The sequence below is a fragment of the Rhodococcus sp. FG69 genome, from assembly GCF_057808915.1.
This window is the reverse complement of sequence record NZ_JBMDIX010000037.1, coordinates 1-22,594: the sequence shown is the minus strand read 5'-3', so window position 1 is coordinate 22,594 and position 22,594 is coordinate 1. Positions and strand designations below refer to the sequence as shown.

Here is a 22,594-nt window from a genome sequence, read left to right as displayed (position 1 = left end):
GATTCAGACTCCTGCCGTAGCTTTGGCGGTTCGCCCTGCAAGTTCGGACGCGACGTCGACGATCATGTCTTCCTGGCCACCGATGACTCCGCGACGACCGAGCTCGAGCAGGATGTCCCGTGCCGGTACGCCGAACTTCCGGGCTGCACGCTTGGTTGGGTGGAAGAACGTCGAGTAGACACCCGCGTAACCAAGGAGCAGTGCGGTCTCGTCTACGATCTGGGGTTCGGTCATCAGCGGCGCGACGACGTTCTCCGCGGTGTCGATCAGCGGGAACAGATCGACGCCCGTGTCCCACCCGGCGCGCTCGAACGCGGCGGCGAGGACCTCCGTCTGTGCGTTTCCTGCACTCGCGCCAAGGCCACGCAGCGACCCGTCGATGAAGGTCGCGCCGTTCTCGGCGGCGCTGAGGGCATTTGCAATTCCGACGCCCAGATTATTGTGCGCATGGAATCCGATATCGACGGCAATGGCCGACCTCAGTGCGGCCACGCGCTCGGCCGCGTGCTGCGGAACCATGGCGCCCGCAGAATCGACGACGTAGACGACGTCGGCGCCGTACGACTCCAGCTTGACCGCCTGCTCGGCAAGCGAATCGGGCCCGAGCTTGTGGCTCATCATCAGGAACGTCATGACGGTCAGACCCTTGTTCTTGGCCCACTCGATCGGCTGCTGCCCACAGTCGGCTTCGGTGCAGTGCAAGGCAACACGAACGGTGTCGATGCCAGCGTCGACGGCACCCTGCAGCCCGGCGAGCGTGGCGATGCCCGGTACATAGAGCACCGCGATGTGCGCATTCTCCACGGCATCGACTGCAGCACGGACGTATTCGGGGTCGGTTGCCGCGGCGAACCCGTACTGGATCGACGACGCGCCGATACCAATACCGTGCGCCACCTCGATTGTCGGCACACCTGCCCGGTCCAGTCCACGCGCGATATCTGCGACGTTCTGGGTGGTGAACCTGTGCGACACACTGGACATTCCGTCGCGGAGTGTGGTGTCGACGAGAGTGACTTTCTTGCTCACTGTGAAACCCCCTGGACGAATGCCGAGGATTGCTGGGCGGACATCGCTGCCCTTTGGGCGAGGACGTCGGCGACCTGAACCGCGGCAGCGGTGATGATGTCGAGATTGCCTGCGTACTTGGGCAGATAGTCGCCCGCTCCCCCGACTTCGAGCATGACCGTTACGAGGTCCCCGTCGATGTCGACCAGGCGGAGCGAGTATCCCGGCACGTACTGCTGTACCCGCGCGACCATGTCCTCGACGGCACGTTCGATCGCCGTCGCGTCGGGATTTCGCACCGTGGCATACACGGTGTCTCGCATGTTCATCGGCGGCTCGGCCGGATTGATGACGGAGATGGCTTTTGCCGTGTCGGCTCCAGCAACCGCGGCCAGCGCACGTCCGGTCTTCTCTGAGAACTCGCTCAGGTTCTGCCGGGTGCCGGGTCCGGCGGACTTCGACGCGATTGCCGCCACGATCTCCCCGTAAGAGACGTCGGCGACCTCGTTGATGGCGTACAGAATCGGAATGGTCGCCTGACCTGCACAACTGATCATGTTCAGGTTGGGAGCGTCGAGGTGCTGTTCGAGATTCACGGCTGGAACGACGTAGGGTCCGACGGATGCCGGCGTCAGGTCGATTGCGCGAACTCCAGCTTCGGCATAACGCGGTGCCGCTGCCGTGTGAATCGACGCCGAAGTCGCCTCGAAGACGATGTCGGGGAGCTCGGACTGCGCGAGAAGCCAGTCGATGCCACCGGCCGACGCCTCGAGACCCTCTTCCCGAGCACGTGCCAGTCCTTCACTGGCTGGATCGATACCGACCATGAAGCGAGGCTCGATGTGTGGGGAGCGAAGAAGCTTGTACATCAGGTCGGTTCCGATATTGCCGGATCCGACGATCGCGGCGGTCTTTCGTGTCATAAGAGCTTTTCCCGTCTGCAGGGCGCGGTGAACATCCCCGACGTTAGGAACCAGCTGGGCCGATAGACCAAAGAAATCGGCAGGCTCGGACAACGGACGCGGGGTCGTGCCGTGTGTTCGGACATCCCGAACGAACGTGACCTGCGTCATACTTCGTAGCCATGCTCGCTTCATCACCACGCGGGTCGATCCCATCCGGGATCCGGCCACCGACGCAAACGCAGGAGAAACGATGAGCGACACCAGTCCACGCCACGAAATCGCCCACCTCGCTCGGGTGGAACTGTTCACCCCGAAACCACAGGAGACTGTGGACTTCTTCACGAAGTTCCTCGGCATGTACATCACCCGCAAAGAAGGCCAGTCGGCGTATCTCCGTGGCTACGAGGATCCGTATCAGTGGAGCCTGAAAATCACCGAATCGCCGCAGGCAGGGATGGGCCACGCGGCGCTGCGGACAAGCTCACCCGAGTCGTTGGATCGCCGAGCGGAGTCGCTGAAGCAGGGGAACATCGAAGGCGTCTGGAGCGAAGACGAATTCGGCTACGGAAAGACATTCGAGTACAAGTCACCCGACGGACACAATCTCCAATTGCTTTGGGAAGCAGAGAAGTACGTCGCTCCCCCGGAGCTACAAAGCAAGATCCTCACCCGCAAATCGAAGAAGCCGCTGCAGGGCGTTCCCGTCAAGCGAATCGACCATCTCAACCTGATGGCCTCCGACGTGACGGCCGTGAAGAACTCGTTCGAACGCCACCTCGGATTCCGTACGACGGAGCGCGTCGTCGACGGCGACGTCGAGATCGGCGCTTGGATGAGTTCCAACATCCTCGGCCACGAGGTCGCCTGCATGCGCGACATGAGCGGCGGGCGCGGCAAGATGCACCATGTCGCGTTCTACTACGGAACCGGCCAACACAACGCCGACGCCGTGGAGATGTTTCGCGACTACGATATTCGAATCGAAGCCGGCCCCGACAAGCACGGCATCACCCAGGGCCAGTTCCTATACGTGTTCGAACCGGGCGGCAACCGCATCGAGCTGTTCGGTGAAGCCGGCTACCTGCACCTCGAACCGGACGCCGAAACGAAAACTTGGCAGATGTCCGACATCGACACCGGCCTCGCCGTCGGCGGCGCGGCACTGCCGTGGGAAACCTACTTCACCTACGGCACCCCGAGCCCGCTGTCGCTCGACCAACACGTCGAGAAGTACGCGCACTTCGGCCCGCCGGAACCGGAGGTGGACGCCGCAGTTGCGGCGGTTCCCGACAAGATCGGTTCCCGCGCAGCCGTTGGAGTCCCTTCCTGATCGACGACCCCTGTGCGCACTTGTGCAGGCACCGCTCCTTGCCGTGCCTGCACAAGTGCGGTTTCTGCTTCCCCGTCGATGGAACATGCCACACGTTCAAGACCCTCGTAGTCGCGCCGTGCCGACTGACCGCGCCAACTGAAACCCGACCCTTTCCAAGCACCTTCGATGCCACTCAGTCGTTCTTCCAGGCGCTATCGAGCCTTTCGTTGGAGTCGCAGTCTCGCGTTCTCGGCGTGGGCGCACTTCCGGAACCTGCGAGCGACCGATGTTCAGGGGCGAACGTTCGACACCGGGAATGGTCCCACTGTGTAAGGACCCGCTGAGCCAGTCCATGGTCAAGCGAGGTCGAAGCCCTCGCGAGCTCGTTCGATCTCCGGCATATGGTCGGTTGCCCATTGCAGGATGACGTCGATCGGCGGCCGGAGCGTCTTACCCAGAGGCGTGATTCGGTACTCGACGGCGACGGGGCGCGAACTGAGTAGAACCCTTTCGATAATCCCGTTTCGTTCGAGTTTGCGCAGTGTCGCGGTGAGCGACTTCTGTGTCACGGTCGGGATCGCGCGACGCAGTTCGTTGAAACGGCAGGGTTGTTCGCAGAGTTCATTGAGGACCGCGAGCGACCATTTGTCGAGAATCTGATCGAGCAGCTCGCGGTGGGGTGCGCTGACAGTGAGTTCGTCCCGCGCGGCCGAGGTATCCGTCATGAAACCACGTCTCCTTGAAGTGCCTTTCGTGTACCAGGTATCAATGTTATACCTAGCCGCACACACCGAAGGGAACTCCATGTCCGTCATCTATTCCAGTCCAGAAGGCATGACCCAGCACGTGCCGTACCACCACGTCGCTGTTGGCACCGGAACGCGCCACGTACATGTCAGCGGCCAGATCGCACGCCGGACCGACGGAACCCCCGTGGCCCCGGGCGACCTTGTGGGTCAGGTTGCACAAGCACTGCGTAACACAGCGATCGGATTGGCGGGAGCGGGCGCAACGTTCGACGACGTACTGAGATTGACGTTCTACGTCACCCAGTGGGCACCCGAGAAGATCGCCGAGTTCATGGCAGGTGTCGAACAGGTCGCCGTCGAGATCGGGCTGCCGGTTCCGATGCCGCCCGCCTCGCTCATAGGAGTCGACTATCTCTTCGAACCAGACGTACTCGTGGAGGTCGAAGCAACTGCAATCCTCGACTGAATCTTGCGGTGACGCAGACGTCGCCCAGTCTCGGCACCGCTCAGGTGATCGCCAGGGCAGGGCCGGGCGGCGTACCTCCGATGGCGGGGAGTCCATGTAGGTACCGATAAGTTGGGGTGTGCAACGGTTTTCGTCCCGGCGAGTTCATGCAACCAATGGCCCCGCCAACTGAGAAACCCGCTCCAACAAATGTTGGAGCGGGTTTCTCTATTGTCGGGCTGACAGGATTTGAACCTGCGACCACTTGACCCCCAGTCAAGTGCGCTACCAAGCTGCGCCACAGCCCGCCGCGCCCGTGAAGGCGCTCGATGAGATTACCCCAGCCCTACCCCTGGGGCGAAATCGCCTGGTCAGGGGCAGGGCGAGCAATCGTCAGCGGTGACCCTTGCCTGCCCGTTCCCGCTTCTCGCGGATGCGGACGGACACGCGGATCGGGCTGCCGTCGAAATTGAACTCCTCACGCAGGCGCCGCTCGATGAAGCGGCGGTAGCCGGCCTCGAGGAAGCCCGTGGTGAAGAGGACGAACGTCGGCGGACGCGTCGACGCCTGAGTCGCGAACATGATCCGCGGCAGCCGGCCACCACGCATCGGAGGTGGCGTCGCAGCAACGACCTCCTTCAACCAGGTGTTCAGCCTGCCCGTCGGAACGCGCTTGTCCCATGACTCCAGCGCAGTCTCGAGCGCCGGAACGAGCCTTTGTACAGCCCGACCGGTGTGCGCCGAGATGTTGACACGCTGCGCCCACGGAACCCGAGCCAGATCGCGGTCGATCTCCTTCTCGAGCTGCAGACGACGGTCCTCGTCGACCAGGTCCCATTTGTTGAACGCCAGCACGAGTGCGCGACCTGCGTCGGCGACCATGCTGAGTACACGCAGGTCCTGCTCCGAGATGACCTCGGACGAGTCGAGCAGCAGAATAGCGACCTCAGCTGCCTCGATCGCCGACTTGGTGCGCAGCGACGCGTAGAACTCGGCGCCACTGGCATGACTGACGCGCTTGCGCAAACCAGCCGTGTCGACGAATCGCCATGTCTTGCCGCCCAATTCGACGAGCGAGTCGACCGGGTCGACGGTGGTTCCCGCGACGTCGTGCACGACGGAGCGCTCGTCGCCGGACAGCTTGTTGAGCAGCGAAGACTTGCCGACATTCGGTTTGCCCACCAACGCAACTCGTCGTGGTCCACCGCCGGGGATGCCTTCGCGGGGTGTTTCCGGCAGAGCTTCGAGAACACGGTCGAGCAGATCGCCGGTGCCACGACCGTGTGTCGCGGACACCGCATGCGGCTCACCGAGACCCAGCGACCACAGCGTCGCAACCTCGGACTCGGTACGGCCGTCGTCTACCTTGTTGGCCACCAACAAGACCGGAGTCTTGGATCGCCGAAGCACCCGGGCCACAGCCTCATCGGTGGTGGTGGACCCGACTCGTGCGTCGACGACGAGAAGAATCGCGTCGGCGGTATTCATCGCCAGCTCTGCCTGACGTGCAACGGATTGCTGCAGGCCCTTCGCGTCGGGCTCCCAACCACCGGTGTCCTGCACCAGGAATCGGCGTCCGGCCCAGTTCGCCTCGTACGAGACACGGTCACGGGTAACGCCGGGCACATCCTCGACGACCGCTTCACGACGGCCGATGATGCGGTTCACGAGAGTCGACTTGCCCACGTTCGGACGACCGACGACAGCGAGGGTCGGGACGGCAACAGCAGCCTCGGCGTCTTCGCCGTCGACATAGTCGAGAAGGTCCCACTCCCCCTCTTCGCTCCATGTGCCGTCACCTGCGGTTTCGGATACGCCGCTGTAAAATTCCTCGGTCACTGCTTCACTCCAGTTCTATCGTGAACAACCTGGAGCAACGCGGCGATGACGCCGTCCATGCCCAGATCGCTCGTGTCCACGATCACGGAATCCTCGGCAGGCCGCAGTGGAGACACGGCGCGAGTGGAGTCCGCGTGATCGCGGCGTTGGACGTCGGCGAGAACTGCGTCGTAATCGTCGCCGCGTCCTTCGTCGATGTTCTGCTTGTTTCGTCGCCCGGCACGGGCCTCGGGAGATGCGGTCAGGAAGATCTTGACGTCGGCGTCGGTCAGTACGACCGTTCCGATGTCACGGCCCTCCACCACGATTCGCGGCGACAGAGCCACGAGGTCACGCTGCATCTGCACGAGCAACTCACGCACGCGCGGCACAGCGGACACCGCCGAGACGGCTTTTGTGACGGCGTCGCCGCGGATCTCCGCGGAGACGTCCTCACCGCCCATGGTGACCGCTTCGGCCCGTGGATCGGTGCCGATGTCGAGCGGAAGCGTCGCGACGACGTCGGCGACCTTGTCCGCATCGTTCGGGTCGATCCCCGCACGAAGCACCCACACCGTCGCCACCCGGTACATAGCACCGGTATCGAGGTACGAGGCGTCGAGTGCGGTGGCCAGCTTGCGAGAGACCGTCGACTTCCCGGTTCCCGACGGCCCATCCATGGCGATAACGAGGCCACTCATCACAGACCGACCGACTCGTACAGCTTGCCGATCTCGCCGCGTCCGAGCACGCGGAGCGTTCCGGGACGCTGATCGCCGAGCGCCACGTTGCCCACATCGGTGCGCACGAGGCGACCGACCGGGTAACCGACCTGCTCGAACAACCGTCGCACGATGTGCTTGCGACCTTCGTGCAAAGTGACCTTGACCAACGAGAGCCCGTTGCTGATGTCGAGCAGCGCGAAGCCGTCGACCTTGACCGGACCGTCGTCGAGGGTGACGCCGCTCTTGAGCTTCTTGCCGAGATCGCGCGGAATCGCACCGAACAGAGTGGCAAGGTACGTCTTCGACACCTCGTACGACGGATGCATCAGACGGTGAGCAAGATCACCGTCGTTGGTGAAGAGCAACAGCCCTTCGGTGTCGGCATCGAGACGTCCGACGTGGAACAGACGCTGCCCGGACTGCACGCGCTCGGAGACGATGTCGCCGACGCACGGGCGGCCCAGATCGTCGGACATCGTGCACTGCCATCCGCGCGGCTTGTTCATCGCGAGGTGGACGAGTTCTTCCTTGACGACCACGCGGGTGCCATCGACGCGCACGACGGCGACATCCGGATCGATCCGAATTCCTTGCTCGGTGACGATGCGTCCGTCGACCTCGACACGGCCGTCGGCGATCAGTTCCTCGGCTGCACGACGCGATGCGACGCCGGCCTGCGCGAGCACCTTCTGCAACCGAACACCTTCACCGCGCGGCACATGGCGACGCTTGGTGTCGGGCTCGATGTACTGATGCTTCGCCGGCTTGGCGTTGCTGATCGTGGTCGTCGGAGTCTGCTTCTTCTGCGGCTTCGGCGGCTTGGGCCGTGACGGCTTCTTGCGCGGCACGGCATCGTTGCTGCGATCGTTGATGCCAGTGTCCACCGGCTTGTCGTCGAACGATTTCTGCTGGTCGGCACCCTTACGAGGGGCCGAGCGTGGCGCTCCTGATCGCGGCGCAGCTGATCGGGATGCTCCCGATCGTGGTGCTCCCGATCGAGGAGCGGCGGGGCGTCCGCCTGTCCGAGGCGCGTCGCCACTGCGGCGACCGTCGCGCGGATCCTCCGACCTAGCTGTGGTCGGCTTCCTGTGCGGAGCCTGTCGTTTGTTCCTGTCCGGTGTGCCATCACGGCGAGCGGGCTTGTTCACTTCTTTACCTATCAGTCGTCCGAGTCGAGCTCGGCTACCGGATCGGGTTTCGATCCGCGGTTCTTGGTGGAGCGGGTAACTCTCGGGTCGGTATCCATGCTGTCACTGATCTCGTCGATCAGGTCCACACCGGGCAGCAACGGCGCCAATGCAGGCAAGTCCGTCAGTGAAGCCAGGCCGAGCCGTTCGAGGAACAGCTCTGTCGTGGAGTACATGGTGCCGTTCGATTCCGGGTCGACTCCAGCTTCCGAAATCAGACCGCGAGCGAGCAAGGTGCGCATCACTCCGTCTACGTTCACTCCTCGCACGGCGCTGACTCGCGCGCGGGTCAACGGTTGACGATATGCGATAACGGCCAGAGTCTCCAATGCCGCGCGTGTGAGTTTCGACCGAGCCCCGTCGAGAAGCAGCCTTTCGACGTAGGGCGCGAAGGCCGTGCGTGTGTAAAAACGCCACCCGTCACCCGCGTATCGAAGGTCGATTCCGCTACCGCGTTCGGTGAACGCAGCGGACATCCGAGCCAGCATCGGCTTCACCCGCGCGACGTCACAACCGACAGCCGACGCCAACTGCTCGTCCGATGCCGGCGAGTCGACGACGAGCAACACCGCTTCCAGAGCGGATTCGAGGGTGGCGTCGTCGAGCTCCGACTCCTCGGCGACTTCGTCGAGTTCGGGCGAATCTGTCATCTGTTGTTCCTGATCATCCATAGTCCACCGCCGCGACGATGATCTCGTCTGCCTTGGCCTTGCCCGTCCAACTCACCAGCAGCTCCCCCAGCGCCTCGGGCTGGTCGAACGCAAGCACCTGCTCACGGAACAGTTCGAGCAATGCGAGGAACCTGGCGATGATCTCGACGGTGTGTTCGCACCCTTCGGTCAGCTCGGAGAACGGAGTCCACGCACCCTCGCCCTTGCTCTCGAGCCGGTCCATGACCCATTTTGCCTGCTCGGGAATGGACACCGAATGCTGATGGATGTGATCGAGGCCGACCTTCGGGATGGGTTTGGGTGCAAATGCTGCCGCAGCGATATCGGCGAACCGCGCCGGATCGACGCCGAGCAGCACCTCGGGTATCAGATCGGCGTACCGGTCCTCGACCGACACCGACCGCGGATAACGCCGCAGCGCAGCAGCTTCCAGCTCGCCGAACAACTGGGCGACCTGCTTGTACGCGCGGTACTGCAGCAATCGCGCGAACAGTAGGTCGCGTACTTCCAGCAGCGCCAGGTCCTCCGCATCCTCGACATCACCGGACGGGAGCAACCGCGCAGCTTTGAGATCGAGCAATGTCGCTGCGACGACGAGGAATTCGGTCGTCTGATCCAGACCCATCTCTTTGCCGAGGGTCTTGGTGAACGAGATGAAGTCGTCGGTGACGGTGTGCAACGCAACTTCGGTGACGTCGAGGCGATGCTGACTGATCAGCGTCAACAGCAAATCGAACGGGCCCTCGAAGTTGAGCAATCGCACCCGAAACCGTGACGGATCGACATCTTCGGGAACTTCGATGGTGGCCGAATCGGTACCGGTCTCCGTCATGGTTTACGGGCCGGACCGGTAGATCACCTCTCGGGCCAAAGCCCGATAGGCCTGTGCACCGGAGGATTTGGGAGCCCAGGTGGTGATCGGCTCCCCCGCGACGGATGTCTCGGGGAACCGGACCGTCCTCGTGATCACGGTGTCGTAGACGACGTCGCCGAACACCTCGACGACGCGAGTCATGACCTCACGCGAATGCAGCGTTCGTGCGTCGAACATCGTCACGACGATGCCTGCCAACTTGAGCCGAGGATTGAGTCGGTCGCGCACCTTTTCGACGGTGTCGTTGAGCAACGCCAGACCACGCAGGCTGAAGTACTCACACTCCATCGGGATGAGGACTTCGTCGGCACAGGTGAGTGCATTGACGGTCAACAACCCGAGAGAGGGCTGGCAGTCGATCAACACGTAGTCGTACCGGTCGAGCACCGGATGCAGTACGCGCCCGAGTGTCTGTTCACGGCCGACCTCGGTGACCAACTGAATCTCCGCGGCCGACAGGTCGATGTTGCTCGGAAGCAGATCGAGATTCTCGACGCGTGTGCGCATCAAGACGTCGTCGGCGGAGACCTTGGACTCGACGAGAAGGTTGTAGACCGTCAAGTCCAGCTCGTGATGCGCGACGCCCAGTCCCGCGGACAGTGCGCCCTGAGGATCGAGGTCGACCAGCAGCACACGACGTCCGTACGCAGCCAACGAGGCGCCCAGGTTGATGGTCGACGTCGTCTTGCCGACGCCACCCTTCTGGTTGCACATCGCGATGATCTTGGCCGGGCCGTGGCTCGGAAGAGGCTTCGGCTCGGGCACTTCCCTGGTCTTGCGACCGGTTGGACCTAGCTGATCGGCTGGAGGAATGACGTCTTTCGTTTCACGGCTGCTCTCGGGTTGGCGGGTGTGGAACAACGCGCCTTCGCTGTGCGGATGCTGCGGCGACAGACCGTCGGGCGTGGCCTCGTAGGTCCGATACGACGCGTCGTGCTTCGGAGCTGAGGTCACTGGAGTAGAGGTCACTGGAGTAGAGGTCACTGGAGTAGAGGTCATCGGAGACGGTTCACCCCAGGTCTGCCCGGGGCCTGACTCCGCCGCTGGCGGCTGCGGTGTCGACACTTCTCCTACGCTCCCCTGTCCGTTCGTTCTCGGCCCATTCGTTCTCGACCCGTTCGAATCGAAGGCTGCAATAGCTGCCGACGATCGTTGATCAACGCTACCGCGTGCCGTGACGGCAGCTTCGCCGGACACGCGCAAAACCGCAGCCGAGCGGTCACCGTGCGCGCGGATGCGCCTCCGCCCACACTTCGCGCAGCGTATTGACGGTGACGAGGGTATAGATCTGCGTCGTCGTCACCGACGCATGCCCGAGCAACTCCTGCACGACGCGAACGTCCGCGCCTCCGTCGAGCAGGTGTGTGGCGAAGGAGTGCCGGAGGGTGTGCGGTGACACCGCGGTCGCGACGCCCGCCCGTTCCGCCGCCGTTCGAAGCACTTGCCATGCAGTCTGCCTGGACAGTCGGCCGCTACGTGCGTTGAGGAACAGAGCGGGGGTCGCCTTCGTCGCCAAAGCAGGCCTGCCCCGAATCAGATAGGCATCGACAGCCTCGATTGCGGGTCGACCGACCGGCACGAGCCGCTGCTTGTCACCCTTACCGCGCAGCAGCACCGATCGAGATTCTGTGTCGATGTCGTCCACGTCGAGTCCGACGGCCTCGGAGATCCGGGCGCCGGTCGAGTAGAGCAGTTCGAGTAGAGCTTTGTCCCGCAGACCTCGGGGTGCACCGTCTCCCTCGGTGGTTGCCGAGTCGAGGATCGCGATGACCTGATCGAGCGGCAGAGACTTCGGGAGCCGGCGACCCGGAGTCGGAGGTTTGACAGCACTAGCGACGTCGACCTGTGTCATTCCTTCCAGCGCAGCGAACTTGTGGAGTCCGCGCACCGCGATGAGGGTCCGAGCGGCCGAACTTGCCGCAAGCGGCGGAAATTCTTCGCTGCCGCGACGCAGGTCCAGGACGAATTCGCTGACGTCGCCCTCGGACACAGCACCGAGATCACCGATGCGGTGTCCGGCAAGAAACGCCTCGTACCGCCGAAGATCACGACGGTACGAGGACAAGGTGTTCTTCGCAGCACCCCGCTCGACCTCGAGGTGGTCGAGGTACGTCGAGATCTGCTCGGCAAGCACGGCGGACTATCCGTGCGACTTCTTCCGACGCTCGAAGGTAGTCGGCAAGTCCGGCCACGGAGCATCGGCGGGGCGCAGGGGCGTCGAACCCGCTCTGGCAGCTGCCAGAGCAAGAATTCCGGACACTGCAGAGGCATTGACGAACTCGCCGGACAATGCATGCGCAACCGCGTCGTCGAGCGGTACGAACTCGAGTACGATGTCGGCTTCCTCGTCCCGTGCTTCGGGTCGATCGACTGCGGACAGGTTCTCGGCGAGAAAGACTCGAACGCATTCGTCGGTGAATCCAGGCGACGCCATCACATCGACGAGAATCGACCAATGTTCGGCTGCGAGCCCGGTCTCCTCGGCCAGTTCGCGCTTGGCTGCATCCACCGGCGGTTCGTCGATCTCGTCGAGCAAACCTGCGGGCAGTTCCCAGAGGCGACGGCCGATCGGGTGCCGATACTGCTCGATCATCGCCACCCGGTCCTGATCGTCGAGCGCCACGACCGCAACAGCGCCGTGATGCTCGACGACCTCACGCTCGGCCACCCGACCGCCGGGCATCGCGACCTGATCCAATCGAAGCGCGAGAATGGCACCCTCGTAGACGGTCTTCGACCCGACGGTGGCGAACTCGTGGCGCGACGGGGGAACGGTCATCCGACGCTTTCGGCGGTGGCACCGGACACCGGGAACTCCGAATCCTTGGCAGCATCCTCGCCGTGGATGTCGACCGGAAGCCGTTCCGCTGCCTTGTACACGAGTGCTGCATTGATCAGCGCGGCGAACAGCGGATGCGGACGAGTCGGGCGACTCTTCAGCTCCGGATGCGCCTGAGTGCCGACGAAGAACGGGTGGACCGACGCCGGCAACTCGACGAACTCGACGAGGTGCCCGTCCGGCGAGGTTCCACTGAAGACGAGGCCGCTCTTGGAGATTCGGTCGCGGTAGGTGTTGTTGACCTCGTAGCGGTGACGGTGGCGCTCGGACACCTCGGTCGTCCCATAGGCACCGGCGACGACCGATCCTTTGTCCAGCTTTGCGGGGTAGGCCCCAAGACGCATCGTGCCGCCGAGATCGGCGTCACCGGCGACGGCGTCCTCTTGATCGGCCATCGTCGAGATGACTGCGTACTTGGTGTCGGGTTCGAATTCGGCCGAGTTCGCGTCGGTCAGACCGACCGAACGTGCCGCTTCGATGACCATGCACTGCAGACCGAGGCACAGTCCGAGCAACGGAACCTTGCGAGTGCGTGCGAATTCGATGGCGCCGAGCTTGCCTTCGATTCCGCGAATTCCGAATCCTCCGGGAATCAGGACTGCGTCGACGTCACCGAGAGCAGCCTGTGCACCAGCCGGCGTCGCACACTCGTCGGAGGGCACCCACTTGATCTCGACCTTGGAGCGATGCGCGAACCCGCCGGCGCGAAGAGCCTCGGTGACCGACAGGTAGGCGTCGGGAAGGTCGACGTACTTGCCGACGAGGCCGACGCGCACGGTCTCCCGTGGCTCGTGGACGCGCTCGAGCAGACCGCCCCACACCGTCCAGTCGACGTCGCGGAACGGCAAGCCGAGCTTGCGGACCACATAGGCGTCGAGGCCCTCGCGGTGGAGGACCTTGGGGATGTCGTAGATCGACGGCGCGTCGGGAGTGGAGATGCAGCCGTCGACGTCGACGTCGCACATCAGCGCGATCTTGTTCTTCAGGCCCGGGGGGACGTCGCGGTCACAGCGGAGGATGAGCGCATCGGGCTGGATACCGATGCTGCGCAGCGCCGCGACGGAGTGCTGGGTCGGCTTGGTCTTGAGCTCACCGGACGGTGCGAGGAACGGGACGAGCGAGACGTGCAGGAAGAAGACGTTCTCGCGGCCGACGTCGTGGCGCACCTGGCGGGCCGCTTCGAGGAAGGGCTGCGATTCGATATCCCCGACAGTTCCACCGATCTCGGTGATCACGACGTCGGGCTGGTGGCCCTGAAGGTCGGGACCGTTCATCGCCAGGATCCGGCTCTTGATCTCGTCGGTGATGTGCGGGATGACCTGCACGGTGTCACCGAGGTATTCGCCGCGGCGCTCCTTGGCGATGACCGCCGAGTACACCTGGCCGGTCGTGACGTTCGCGAAGCCGGACAGATCACGATCCAGGAAGCGCTCGTAGTGACCGACGTCCAGATCCGTCTCGGCGCCGTCCTCGGTCACGAAGACCTCGCCGTGCTGGAACGGATTCATGGTGCCCGGATCCACATTCAGGTAGGGATCGAGCTTCTGCATGGTGACGCGAAGGCCACGTGCTGTCAGTAGCTGGCCGAGGCTGGACGCCGTAAGGCCCTTGCCGAGCGAAGACGCGACGCCTCCGCTGACGAAGATGTGCTTGGTGTCAGATCGCGACTGAAGGCGTGACAATGATGCTCCCGTGACCAATCTGCAGGGCTTGCTCCTACCAGAAAGCTGGCAAGAGAGGTACTCCATCGAAAATGGGCCTGCTGCCCACGGGTCTTCACGGTAACACCAATGGTCCCTCTACCGCGAACGACGCGCCCGCTCGGCCGGACGAATCACCGCGCGGGCGCGCCGACGGTGACCGCGGTCGAGTTCGGACCCGTTCCGTACCGCCCCGCGCCGCCGTCCAGTTGCTCCTGCAGCGCCAGCGGCGTCGTGATGCGCCCTGCTTCTCGATCGATGTTGTCGACAGTGCTCACGCCCGACGAGAGCGCCGCGTCTGCACGAACGACTGCGACAGGACCGTTGCCGTCCGCGGAACCGGTCCGGCCGGCAAGAACCGTTCCCGCTCCCCTGGCGTCGAGTCCGCCCGCGAATCGAGCGACGATGGCACCACGATTGCCGTCACCGTCGACAGAGTTCCCCCCGGTGACGACGACGGCCAGCTGAGCCGGTGCGACAGCGCCGTTGTCGTATGCGATGAACCCACCGCTCCGAAGTGTCTCGAGGGCAAGCGCCAGTTCCTCGGGCGAGGACTGCGGCTCCGCAGTCTGCGCATTGAGCAGCAGCACAGAGCCGAGCAGGTCGCCGGCCATACTGCCCTGGTCGATGGCACCGGTGCGCAATTGGATGCCTGCAGGCACCACATTGGTCAGGCGCGTTCGTAGATCGTCGCCGCTTGCTGCCGAGACGAACGAGTCGGTGAGTGACACCCGACCGGTCACCGCAGCGCCCGACGCCTCGATCGACCTGGTGATGCCGTCGACGTCACCTGGATCGGCGTCGGGGGTGGTGATCACGACCACGCTGCGGTCGAGCAGCGCATCGCGCACTACGCGACCGGACACCGCAGCATCGAAACCATCGGCCGCATTGAGCTGTTCGCCAAGCTGATTGTTGGTGTTCTGCAGCGCTCCGACTTGATTCTCGAGATCGGTCTTGTCATCACGCAGCCCGGACACCAGCCCACTGGACAGCAGTCCGGAACCGAGCACCACTCCGATCGCCAGAGCGACGAAAATCGCCGCGATCGAAATGGCATGTTGGCGCATCGAAATCACGCGAGCAACCCCTGGACCCACGTGACGAAGGAGTTCCACATGGTGACGGCCCAGTCCATGACCTCGCCTCCCATGTTCGAGACGACCAATGCCACGATGACAGCAACCAGCGCGGCAAGAATCAACAGCGCGATCGCGCCACCGGATACGCGGCTACGGTACAGCGTGGCAACGGCTTTCGCGTCGACAAGCTTGGCGCCGACCTTCAACCGAGTCATGAACGCCGCCGGGTTGGTGTTGCGTCGGCCACGATCGAAGAACTCGTCGAGGCTGGCCGGGCTACCGACAGCGACGATGAGCGAAGCGCCGTGGTGGTCGGCAAGCAGCAACGCGAGGTCGGCCGGGGCACCTGTCGCCGGGAATGTCATGGCTCCGATGCCCAGATCCTGGATGCGCTCGAGGCCATTGGCGTGCCCGTCGGAATCTGCGGGGAGGACGACCTCGGCACCGCACTTGAGGGTCTGCGCGGTGATGTCCTCGGGGTCACCGACGATCAGATCCGGACGGTGACCAGCCTTCATAGCCGTGTCCGCGCCCGCTCCGACACCGATGATGATCGGTTGGTACTCCTTGATGAACGGCTTGAGATTCTTCAGGTCCTCGGCGTGACCGGGCCCGTCGGCAACGATGACGACATGCCGGTCCTTCAGGACGATGTCGATGTCCGGGACGCCGACGCCATCGATGAGCAGAGGGCTCTCGGTCCGAATGAACTCGATGGTGTTGCCGGAGAACGCCTCGAGATGATCGACGAGACCGGTCTTGGCCTCGATCATGCGATCGGAGATCTCGGCTTCGCTCTGCTCCTCGCCCTTCGCGAGGCGCCGATCGCCGGTGTAGACGCCGCCCTCGTTGAGGCGAATCTTGGTGCCGTCCTTGATCTTCTTGAAGATTTCGGTGCCAGCAGAGTCGATCAGGATGATGCCGTTTGCGACGATCGCCTCCGGCCCGAGGTTGGGATATCTACCCGATATCGACGGGGACGCGTTGACGACCGCCAGTACGCCCGCCTCGACGAGGGCATCTGCGGTCAGACGGTCGAGGTCCAATTCGTCGAGTACGACGATGTCACCCGGACCGACGCGTTTGAGGAGCTTGGCGGTGTTGCGATCGACCCGGGCGATACCACTGATTCCGGGTAGCGAATCTTGACTACGTGATAACAGAGCCGGCATCTTCATGGAAACTATGATGACGCCGACGACACGCCCGACGGTGGAGGCGCGCCGAAACAACTACCACACTGTTCACACAAGTCCCAACAGTCTCGAGCAGTTCCGACTCAGTTCTCGCGATCGGCTCGGGCCGTCGCCAGCAGCTCTTCGGCGTGTGCACGGCCTGTTTCGGTGTCGTCCAGTCCGGCGAGCATCCGGGCCAGTTCGACGACTCTCTCCGACGACGACAGCGACTTCACGCCACTGTTGGCCGCGCCCTTCTTGGTGTCCGCCTTGTCGACGACCAGGTGAGTGTCCGCAAATGCGGCAACCTGCGGAAGGTGAGTGACGACGATGACCTGGTGCGTTCTGGCCAATCGCGCCAGCCGTCGCCCGACCTCGACGGCGGCCCGGCCACCGACACCGGCGTCGACCTCGTCGAAGACCATCGTTGCGCCCTTGTCCGAACCTGCCAGCACCACTTCGAGTGCCAGCATCACCCGTGACAGCTCACCGCCGGACGCACTCTTGCTGATCGGGAGTGCCTGGGCTCCATCATGTGCCGACAGCTTGAATTCGACCTCGTCGACGCCACTCTGTCCGGCGTGAAGCTCGACCCCGTCGATGGACAGCGGTGCAGAGTCCTGCGGGCCCGCCGGGACAGTGCGCAGGTCGAGTTGAAGTTTCGCCTTGCCCATGGCGAGCCCCGCCAACTCGGTGCTGACTGCCTTCGCGAGCTTCGCCGCAGCCTTGCTGCGCGCGCTCGTCAGTTTCACGGCCGCGGCAGCGACCTCGGTGGCCGTCTCCTCCACTCGGGCGGACAAGTCGGCCAACGCATCGGCCGACACGTCGATCTTCGACAAACGCTCTCGGGCGTCGTCCGCCCATGCAATGACACCGTCGACGTCGGCTGCGTACTTGCGGGTGAGGCTCTTGAGCTCCGCCTGTCGGTTCAAGATCGTCTCGAGCGCGGACGGATCCGAGGGCAGATCGGCGAGGTAGGACGTGATGTCGGCGCCGACGTCGGTGACGACGGCCAGTGCCTCGTTCAATCGCGGCAGTAGATCTCGCAGAATCGCGTCGTCCGCACCCTCGAGCCTGGTTCGCGCTTCGCCGAGGAAATAGAGGGCAGACAAACCCTCCCCTGTGTCGTCCACCCCGCCGACCAATGCCGCCCCGGCGCCCTCGGCGGATTCACGAAGAGAATCGAGGTCGCCCAGGCGTCGCACATCCGACACGATCGCGACGTCCTCGCCGGGTTGCGGTGCGACTGCGTCGATTTCCTGCAGCCCGAACTGTAGGCGGTCGGCCTCCTGCGCAAGCTCACGGCTGCGTTCGGTCCGATCGATGAGTTCGGTTCTCGCCGAAAGCCATTCCGCCCGCGCGGCGCGGTACTTCTTCAGCGGTGTCGACACCGAGTCGCCGGCGAACCGATCGAGCGCGTCGAGTTGGCGGTCGGCTCGGAGCAATCGAAGCTGGTCGTTCTGGCCGTGGACAGTCAGCAACGAATCGGTGAAGCCTGACAGGATCGCCGCGGGAACGCTTCGACCGCCCAGATGTGCGCGCGACCGACCGTCCGCATTCACAGTGCGCAAGGCGATGATCGAATCGTCCTCGTCGCGCTGCGCACCGGCCGACTCGAGCACCCTTTCGACCTCGTCTACGACCTGGGCCGACGCTGTGTCGGTACTGAATCTGCCTTCGACGACTGCGCGATCCGCCCCTAGTCGGACGCGACCTGCGTCGGCTCGCGCACCCGACAGCAGATGCAGGCTCGTGACGACCATCGTCTTGCCCGCGCCGGTCTCGCCGGTCAGAACCGTAAGCCCTTCATGGAACTGGGCACTTGCAGATGAAATGACACCGAGGCTGTCGATCCGAATTTCTTCGAGCATGATTACCTCGCTCTCCCCCGCCAACCGGAAGTCGGCAACGCAAATTTGGTCACCATTCGATCGGCGAACGGTGCCGAATCCAGACGGACCCATTTGATCGGCGCTGCGCCACGGATGACTTCGACGCGTCCCCCGGCCGGCAGCTTCATGGTTCTTCTGCCATCACAGAACACGAGGGCATCGTGACCACCCGCGTCGGTCTCCACGGCGATGAAAGATTCCGGGCTGGTCACCAGCGGGCGCGCGAACAGAGCATGGGCGTTGCTGGGTATGACCAGGATTGCTTCGAGCTCGGGCCAGACGACAGGGCCGCCGGCGGAGAATGCATACGCGGTGGACCCGGTAGGCGTTGCGACGAGTACACCGTCGCACCCGAACGCGGACACCGGCCGGCCGTCCACCTCGAGGACGACCTCGAGAACCCCGAGACGCGAACCGTTCTCGATGCTCGCTTCGTTGAGCGCCCAGCCCCGCTCGACCACCTGATCGCCGACGCGGATCGCAATGTCGAGCGTCATCCGCTCTTCGATTCGGTAGTCGCGACTGATGACGCGCGCCAGCGCGTCCTCCAAGTTGTCGACTTCGGCCTCGGCGAGAAAGCCGATGCGGCCAAGGTTGATGCCCAGCACAGGAATTCCGGCAGCCTGGGCGAGCTCGGCCGCACGCAAGAACGTCCCGTCACCCCCGAGGACCAGCACGAGTTCACACCCGACACCGGCTTCCGGACCGAATTCGATGACGTTCAAAGTCAGGTCGGAAGCAAGCTCCGTATCGGTCCTGTCGGCGCCGAGAGCTTCGATCCGAGTGGAGTCGACCTCGTCCAGCAGCACCCGGAGCCGGATTCCGGCTTCGCCGAATACCTTCGCCACTCGTCGTGCGGTCTCGGCGATGTCGCGCCGTCCGGGATGAGAGACCAGCAGGACCTCACGTACCGGAGATGTCACCGGCGCCCCTGTCGTCACCGGCATCTCCGTCACTGTGGACCTTCCTCGACTGCGTGCTGCACCAACGCCACCACATCGCGCTCGGCGGAGTCGTTCGGCACAGCGCTATCGGGGTCGGTCCGTAGGCCCGACTCCCGGAGAGATCGTAGCCACAAAAAGTACTCGACGTTGCCCGAGGGACCTGGTAGCGGACTTGCGGTCACATTCTGCAGCGACAACCCCAGCTCAGCAGCGGATTCGGCCACCTCGACCACCGATTGCACGCGGAGCGCCGGATCCCGGACGACTCCGCCCGAACCCACGCGGTCCTTGCCGACTTCGAACTGAGGCTTCACCATCAGTGCCAGATCGGTTCCGGGTGCAGAGCACGCCACGAACGCCGGCAGTACCAACTTGAGCGAAATGAACGACAGGTCCGCAACGACGACCTCCACACTTCCGCCGATCGTCTCCGCATCGATCGAACGGACGTTGGTGCGATCGATGACGTGAACTCGCTCGTCTGACTGCAACCGCCAGACCAACTGTCCGTAGCCGACGTCGACGGCCACGACTTCCCGTGCACCCTTGCTGAGCAGAACGTCCGTGAAGCCGCCGGTGGACGCACCTGCGTCGAGACACCGCTTGCCTTCCACCGTGAAACCGCCGCGCTCGAAGACGTCGAGTGCACCCAGCAGCTTGTGCGCCCCACGCGAAGCCCAGTGGACCTCGTTGTCCTCCTCGGACACCACCAGTGGAGTTCCGGCTTCGACCGCCGTGGCAGGCTTCGATGCGACCGTGCCTGCGATCTTGACGCGGCCGGCTTCGATCAACTCGACAGCATGTTCGCGTGAACGGGCCAATCCTCGACGTACGAGTTCGGCGTCGACGCGTGCTCGCCGGGCCATGTCAGCTGATATCCATGTCAGGTTTTGTCCACCGAGGACAGCGCATTGACCAGAACGTCATGTGCACGTTCGAGAATCTGCGCCTGAAGGTCGAGGTCCATCGGCGCATCACGGTCGCCGGGGAGACGATTCAACAGAGAATCGACCTCGGCCTCGACGGAGTTCGGCTCGACCGCGGGGGTCGTTGAATCAGGCGGACGATGCTGCCCGGGAAGTGGAATCGACGTGCTCATCGCCGCTAACGCTATCGGATCGGTCCGGCGCGCGCCCCAGTGCCCGACCCGGCCAGTGACGAAGCGCAGGGCTCAGCGAGTAAGCAGTTCTCTCAGGGCGTCGGTGCCGGCGCCCAGTACCTGAACGGTCGTCCATTCAGCGGAGTCCTGCCACGCCGTCGCCGCTGCCACGAGTAGTCCGTCGAGTGTGTCTGCGGTGTCGTCGCCGGCGTAGTGCAGCGTGAGTACACCGTCCTTCACGGACCCGGTCCAACCGTCCTTCTGACCGACGACAGATCTGGCTGCAGGGAGGTTCAGTACTTCGAGGTCGAACCCGATATGTGTGGGCCGCTCGGAACTGATCGCCCGCACGGCATCGAGTGCACTGCTGACTCCGGTGAGGACCAGTAACGACGGGACTTCGGTCGCCGTTGCGCCGGCAATGTCGGTGTCGAGGCGGTCCCCGACGACCAAGGGGCGTTCGGCTGCGCTGAGTCGGATCGCGTCCTGCATGATCGGCGCCGCCGGCTTGCCCGCCACCAGAGGTACGACACCGGTCGCGGTTCGAACCGATGCAACCATGGATCCGTTGCCTGGGGCCAAGCCGCGTTCGGTAGGCAGTGTGGCGTCGGTGTTGGTCGCGACCCAGACGGCGCCACTTCTGATCGCGAACGTAGCTTCGGCAAGGATGCCCCAGTCGGTGGCGGGGTTGTGTCCCTGAACGACCGCCGCAGGCTCGCCGTCCGCGCTTCGTACCGGCTGCAGTCCAACGAGGGAAATCTCGTTCGCCAGAGCGTCGGTGCCCACCACGACGACGGCAGACCCCGCTGGTACCCGTTCGGCAAGCATTCGGGCCGCGACCTGGGCACTCGTGACCACGAACTCCTCGGATGTCTCGAAGCCGAGTTCTTGAAGGTGTTCAGCTACATCGGATGGCGATCGGCTCGCATTGTTGGTGACGAAATACTGCTTTTCGACGCCCCGGCTCAGGGCGTCGACGGCTCCGATTATCGGATCTTTGCCCTGGTAGACAGTCCCGTCGAGGTCGAGAAGAAGTACGTCGTGATGTCCACGAAGTGTCGCCGAGGCCTGTGTGCTCACTGCCCGGACAGCTCCTCGACGCGTTCCTCGGCGTCGGTTTCGTTGTCGACGTCAGCAGCTGCCGCGTTGAGGAACCACTTGACGCCCTCTTCGACGCGACCGGCAGCGACCAGCGCGTCCGCGTACACGTAGAACAGGCGAGCTGCGGCGGTGCCAGAGCGTGAGGAATCGAGGTCGGGTGTCTGCAAGGTTACGACGGCTTGATCGAATTCACTCAGGTCCATCCGGGCGCCCGCAACGACGATGCGAAGTTCCGACGCCTCCTCACCGGTCAGGGCTCTGGCTTCGTCGCTTCGACCGAGTTCGATGGCGCGTTCGGGACGACCGAGTCCGCGTTCGCAGTCCGCCATCACCGCGAGGTGCCCGGGGCCACCCGCCATCCGGCGTGCGGCGCGGAGCTCAGACAGAGCTTCAGCCCATTCGCCGGCGTGGTACGCGGTGATACCCGCAGTTTCACGTACGACGGCGATGCGTCCTGCACGCTGCCGAGCGGCCCGCGCGTGCTGCAACGCCAGTTGCGGATCGTCATCGACGAGTCGGCCCGCCATCACCAGATGGCGAGCAACGGCGGTTGCGTTGTTCTTGTCCAAGCTGAGCAGGTCGCGACGAACGGCCGGATCGAGTTCGCTTGCCTCCAACTCGTCAGGGAGATCGGGCTCGTCCGGACGCGGTGGACGGCGGTCCGCGGACCCGCTCGGACCGCGGTCGCCGGAGAATCCGCCTTCGCCTCCGCGCCGTCGCGGAGGGCCTCCTGCGCGACCAGCGCCACCTTCGGGGCGACGCGCGTTGCCGGAGCGGCCTGCGCCGTCGGGACGGCCACCGGTTCGGCCCCGCGGATCGTTGGAGCGAGGGGTCCCGTCACCACGGAAAGAGCGGCGGTCGTTGCTGTCTTCCGGCACAACGGTTCCTTTCGATCGTAAGTTGAAGCGTCTTCATCCAAGCAGACATGTCGTACGAGCTGACGTTGCATCCGGTGTGGAAGTGGTGAAACGAAAGAAGGGGACCCACAGTGTGGGTCCCCTTCTTTCTGAAAATTGTGTTCGGCGGTGTCCTACTCTCCCACACCCTGTCGAGTGCAGTACCATCGGC

Annotated in this window: 22 protein-coding genes and 1 tRNA gene; 2 read left to right on the top strand and 21 right to left on the bottom strand. The window is 64.0% G+C overall.

Annotated features, from left to right (window positions below; all coding sequences use genetic code 11):
* Positions 1 to 3: 3 nt before the first annotated feature.
* Both dmpG and ACODSO_RS23330 read right to left on the bottom strand, forming a co-directional pair.
* A complete protein-coding gene (gene dmpG / locus ACODSO_RS23335) occupies positions 4 to 1,029 on the bottom strand; it encodes a 4-hydroxy-2-oxovalerate aldolase (protein ID WP_489039046.1) in 1,026 nt (341 codons plus the stop codon).
* Positions 1,026 to 1,931: an acetaldehyde dehydrogenase (acetylating) gene (locus ACODSO_RS23330; protein ID WP_489039044.1), complete on the bottom strand. Its 906-nt coding sequence runs from the start codon at positions 1,929 to 1,931 to the stop codon at positions 1,026 to 1,028. The genes dmpG and ACODSO_RS23330 overlap by 4 nt, the downstream gene beginning before the upstream one ends.
* 232 nt (positions 1,932 to 2,163) lie before the next feature.
* Here ACODSO_RS23330 and ACODSO_RS23325 point away from each other — a divergent pair, with 232 nt between their 5' ends.
* Complete coding sequence (locus ACODSO_RS23325; protein WP_489039043.1) at positions 2,164 to 3,243, top strand: VOC family protein; 1,080 nt, start codon at positions 2,164 to 2,166, stop codon at positions 3,241 to 3,243.
* Between the two features lie 338 nt (positions 3,244 to 3,581).
* Here the strand turns inward: ACODSO_RS23325 and ACODSO_RS23320 are convergent, their stop codons facing one another.
* On the bottom strand, positions 3,582 to 3,950 hold the full coding sequence (locus ACODSO_RS23320; RefSeq protein WP_489039042.1) for a winged helix-turn-helix transcriptional regulator: 369 nt from the start codon (positions 3,948 to 3,950) through the stop codon (positions 3,582 to 3,584).
* Positions 3,951 to 4,029: 79 nt separating this feature from the next.
* On the opposite strand from ACODSO_RS23320, the gene ACODSO_RS23315 reads away from it, so the two are divergent.
* The gene (locus ACODSO_RS23315) at positions 4,030 to 4,440 is read left to right on the top strand and encodes a RidA family protein (RefSeq protein ID WP_489039041.1); all 411 of its coding nucleotides are present in this window, start codon (positions 4,030 to 4,032) and stop codon (positions 4,438 to 4,440) included.
* A 213-nt stretch (positions 4,441 to 4,653) separates the two neighbouring features.
* Here the strand turns inward: ACODSO_RS23315 and ACODSO_RS23310 are convergent.
* The 18 genes from ACODSO_RS23310 to ACODSO_RS23225 all read right to left on the bottom strand — a co-directional run bounded on the left by ACODSO_RS23310 (position 4,654) and on the right by ACODSO_RS23225 (position 22,404).
* Positions 4,654 to 4,727, bottom strand: a tRNA-Pro gene (locus ACODSO_RS23310).
* An 85-nt stretch (positions 4,728 to 4,812) separates the two neighbouring features.
* Positions 4,813 to 6,258 (bottom strand): ribosome biogenesis GTPase Der, encoded by a 1,446-nt coding sequence (der, locus tag ACODSO_RS23305; RefSeq protein ID WP_068369695.1) that lies wholly within the window; start codon positions 6,256 to 6,258, stop codon positions 4,813 to 4,815.
* Entirely contained in the window at positions 6,255 to 6,938 is a 684-nt protein-coding gene (gene cmk / locus ACODSO_RS23300; RefSeq protein WP_489039040.1) for a (d)CMP kinase, read from the bottom strand. The genes der and cmk overlap by 4 nt, the downstream gene beginning before the upstream one ends.
* Positions 6,938 to 8,110, bottom strand: a complete 1,173-nt coding sequence (locus ACODSO_RS23295; protein WP_489039039.1) for a pseudouridine synthase — start codon at positions 8,108 to 8,110, stop codon at positions 6,938 to 6,940. Before ACODSO_RS23295 ends, cmk begins: the two co-directional genes overlap by 1 nt.
* Before the next feature lie 11 nt (positions 8,111 to 8,121).
* Positions 8,122 to 8,799 (bottom strand): SMC-Scp complex subunit ScpB, encoded by a 678-nt coding sequence (gene scpB, locus ACODSO_RS23290; protein ID WP_489039038.1) that lies wholly within the window; start codon positions 8,797 to 8,799, stop codon positions 8,122 to 8,124.
* 13 nt (positions 8,800 to 8,812) lie between these two features.
* Positions 8,813 to 9,652: a segregation and condensation protein A gene (locus ACODSO_RS23285; RefSeq protein ID WP_489039037.1), complete on the bottom strand. Its 840-nt coding sequence runs from the start codon at positions 9,650 to 9,652 to the stop codon at positions 8,813 to 8,815.
* 3 nt (positions 9,653 to 9,655) lie between these two features.
* On the bottom strand, positions 9,656 to 10,648 hold the full coding sequence (locus ACODSO_RS23280) for a ParA family protein (RefSeq protein ID WP_489039036.1): 993 nt from the start codon (positions 10,646 to 10,648) through the stop codon (positions 9,656 to 9,658).
* Between the two features lie 265 nt (positions 10,649 to 10,913).
* Complete coding sequence (gene xerD / locus ACODSO_RS23275) at positions 10,914 to 11,828, bottom strand: site-specific tyrosine recombinase XerD (RefSeq protein ID WP_489039035.1); 915 nt, start codon at positions 11,826 to 11,828, stop codon at positions 10,914 to 10,916.
* A gap of 6 nt (positions 11,829 to 11,834) precedes the next feature.
* Entirely contained in the window at positions 11,835 to 12,473 is a 639-nt protein-coding gene (locus ACODSO_RS23270) for an NUDIX domain-containing protein (RefSeq protein WP_489039034.1), read from the bottom strand.
* A complete protein-coding gene (pyrG, locus tag ACODSO_RS23265) occupies positions 12,470 to 14,215 on the bottom strand; it encodes a CTP synthase (RefSeq protein ID WP_338891892.1) in 1,746 nt (581 codons plus the stop codon). The genes ACODSO_RS23270 and pyrG overlap by 4 nt, the downstream gene beginning before the upstream one ends.
* A gap of 152 nt (positions 14,216 to 14,367) precedes the next feature.
* The gene (locus ACODSO_RS23260) at positions 14,368 to 15,312 is read right to left on the bottom strand and encodes a copper transporter (protein WP_489039033.1); all 945 of its coding nucleotides are present in this window, start codon (positions 15,310 to 15,312) and stop codon (positions 14,368 to 14,370) included.
* Complete coding sequence (gene steA / locus ACODSO_RS23255; protein ID WP_489039032.1) at positions 15,309 to 16,493, bottom strand: putative cytokinetic ring protein SteA; 1,185 nt, start codon at positions 16,491 to 16,493, stop codon at positions 15,309 to 15,311. Before steA ends, ACODSO_RS23260 begins: the two co-directional genes overlap by 4 nt.
* A gap of 101 nt (positions 16,494 to 16,594) precedes the next feature.
* A complete protein-coding gene (gene recN / locus ACODSO_RS23250; RefSeq protein ID WP_489039031.1) occupies positions 16,595 to 18,361 on the bottom strand; it encodes a DNA repair protein RecN in 1,767 nt (588 codons plus the stop codon).
* Between the two features lie 2 nt (positions 18,362 to 18,363).
* Positions 18,364 to 19,329: an NAD kinase gene (locus ACODSO_RS23245; protein ID WP_489039030.1), complete on the bottom strand. Its 966-nt coding sequence runs from the start codon at positions 19,327 to 19,329 to the stop codon at positions 18,364 to 18,366.
* 5 nt (positions 19,330 to 19,334) lie between these two features.
* Complete coding sequence (locus ACODSO_RS23240) at positions 19,335 to 20,192, bottom strand: TlyA family RNA methyltransferase (protein ID WP_489039029.1); 858 nt, start codon at positions 20,190 to 20,192, stop codon at positions 19,335 to 19,337.
* Between the two features lie 17 nt (positions 20,193 to 20,209).
* Entirely contained in the window at positions 20,210 to 20,425 is a 216-nt protein-coding gene (locus ACODSO_RS23235; RefSeq protein ID WP_489039028.1) for a hypothetical protein, read from the bottom strand.
* Between the two features lie 72 nt (positions 20,426 to 20,497).
* A complete protein-coding gene (locus ACODSO_RS23230) occupies positions 20,498 to 21,505 on the bottom strand; it encodes an HAD-IIA family hydrolase (protein WP_489039027.1) in 1,008 nt (335 codons plus the stop codon).
* Positions 21,502 to 22,404 (bottom strand): hypothetical protein, encoded by a 903-nt coding sequence (locus ACODSO_RS23225; RefSeq protein WP_489039026.1) that lies wholly within the window; start codon positions 22,402 to 22,404, stop codon positions 21,502 to 21,504. Before ACODSO_RS23225 ends, ACODSO_RS23230 begins: the two co-directional genes overlap by 4 nt.
* Between the last annotated feature and the right edge of the window lie 190 nt (positions 22,405 to 22,594).

Bases quoted from the DNA above. Each gene is read 5' to 3' on its own strand.
- ACODSO_RS23330 (WP_489039044.1), bottom strand. From the start codon at position 1,931: ATGACACGAAAGACCGCCGCGATCGTCGGATCCGGCAATATCGGAACC.
- ACODSO_RS23325 (WP_489039043.1), top strand. From the start codon at position 2,164: ATGAGCGACACCAGTCCACGCCACGAAATCGCCCACCTCGCTCGGGTG.
- ACODSO_RS23320 (WP_489039042.1), bottom strand. From the start codon at position 3,950: ATGACGGATACCTCGGCCGCGCGGGACGAACTCACTGTCAGCGCACCC.
- ACODSO_RS23315 (WP_489039041.1), top strand. From the start codon at position 4,030: ATGTCCGTCATCTATTCCAGTCCAGAAGGCATGACCCAGCACGTGCCG.
- cmk (WP_489039040.1), bottom strand. From the start codon at position 6,938: ATGAGTGGCCTCGTTATCGCCATGGATGGGCCGTCGGGAACCGGGAAG.
- scpB (WP_489039038.1), bottom strand. From the start codon at position 8,799: ATGACAGATTCGCCCGAACTCGACGAAGTCGCCGAGGAGTCGGAGCTC.
- ACODSO_RS23285 (WP_489039037.1), bottom strand. From the start codon at position 9,652: ATGACGGAGACCGGTACCGATTCGGCCACCATCGAAGTTCCCGAAGAT.
- ACODSO_RS23270 (WP_489039034.1), bottom strand. From the start codon at position 12,473: ATGACCGTTCCCCCGTCGCGCCACGAGTTCGCCACCGTCGGGTCGAAG.
- steA (WP_489039032.1), bottom strand. From the start codon at position 16,493: ATGAAGATGCCGGCTCTGTTATCACGTAGTCAAGATTCGCTACCCGGA.
- recN (WP_489039031.1), bottom strand. From the start codon at position 18,361: ATGCTCGAAGAAATTCGGATCGACAGCCTCGGTGTCATTTCATCTGCA.
- ACODSO_RS23245 (WP_489039030.1), bottom strand. From the start codon at position 19,329: ATGCCGGTGACGACAGGGGCGCCGGTGACATCTCCGGTACGTGAGGTC.
- ACODSO_RS23240 (WP_489039029.1), bottom strand. From the start codon at position 20,192: ATGGCCCGGCGAGCACGCGTCGACGCCGAACTCGTACGTCGAGGATTG.
- ACODSO_RS23235 (WP_489039028.1), bottom strand. From the start codon at position 20,425: ATGAGCACGTCGATTCCACTTCCCGGGCAGCATCGTCCGCCTGATTCA.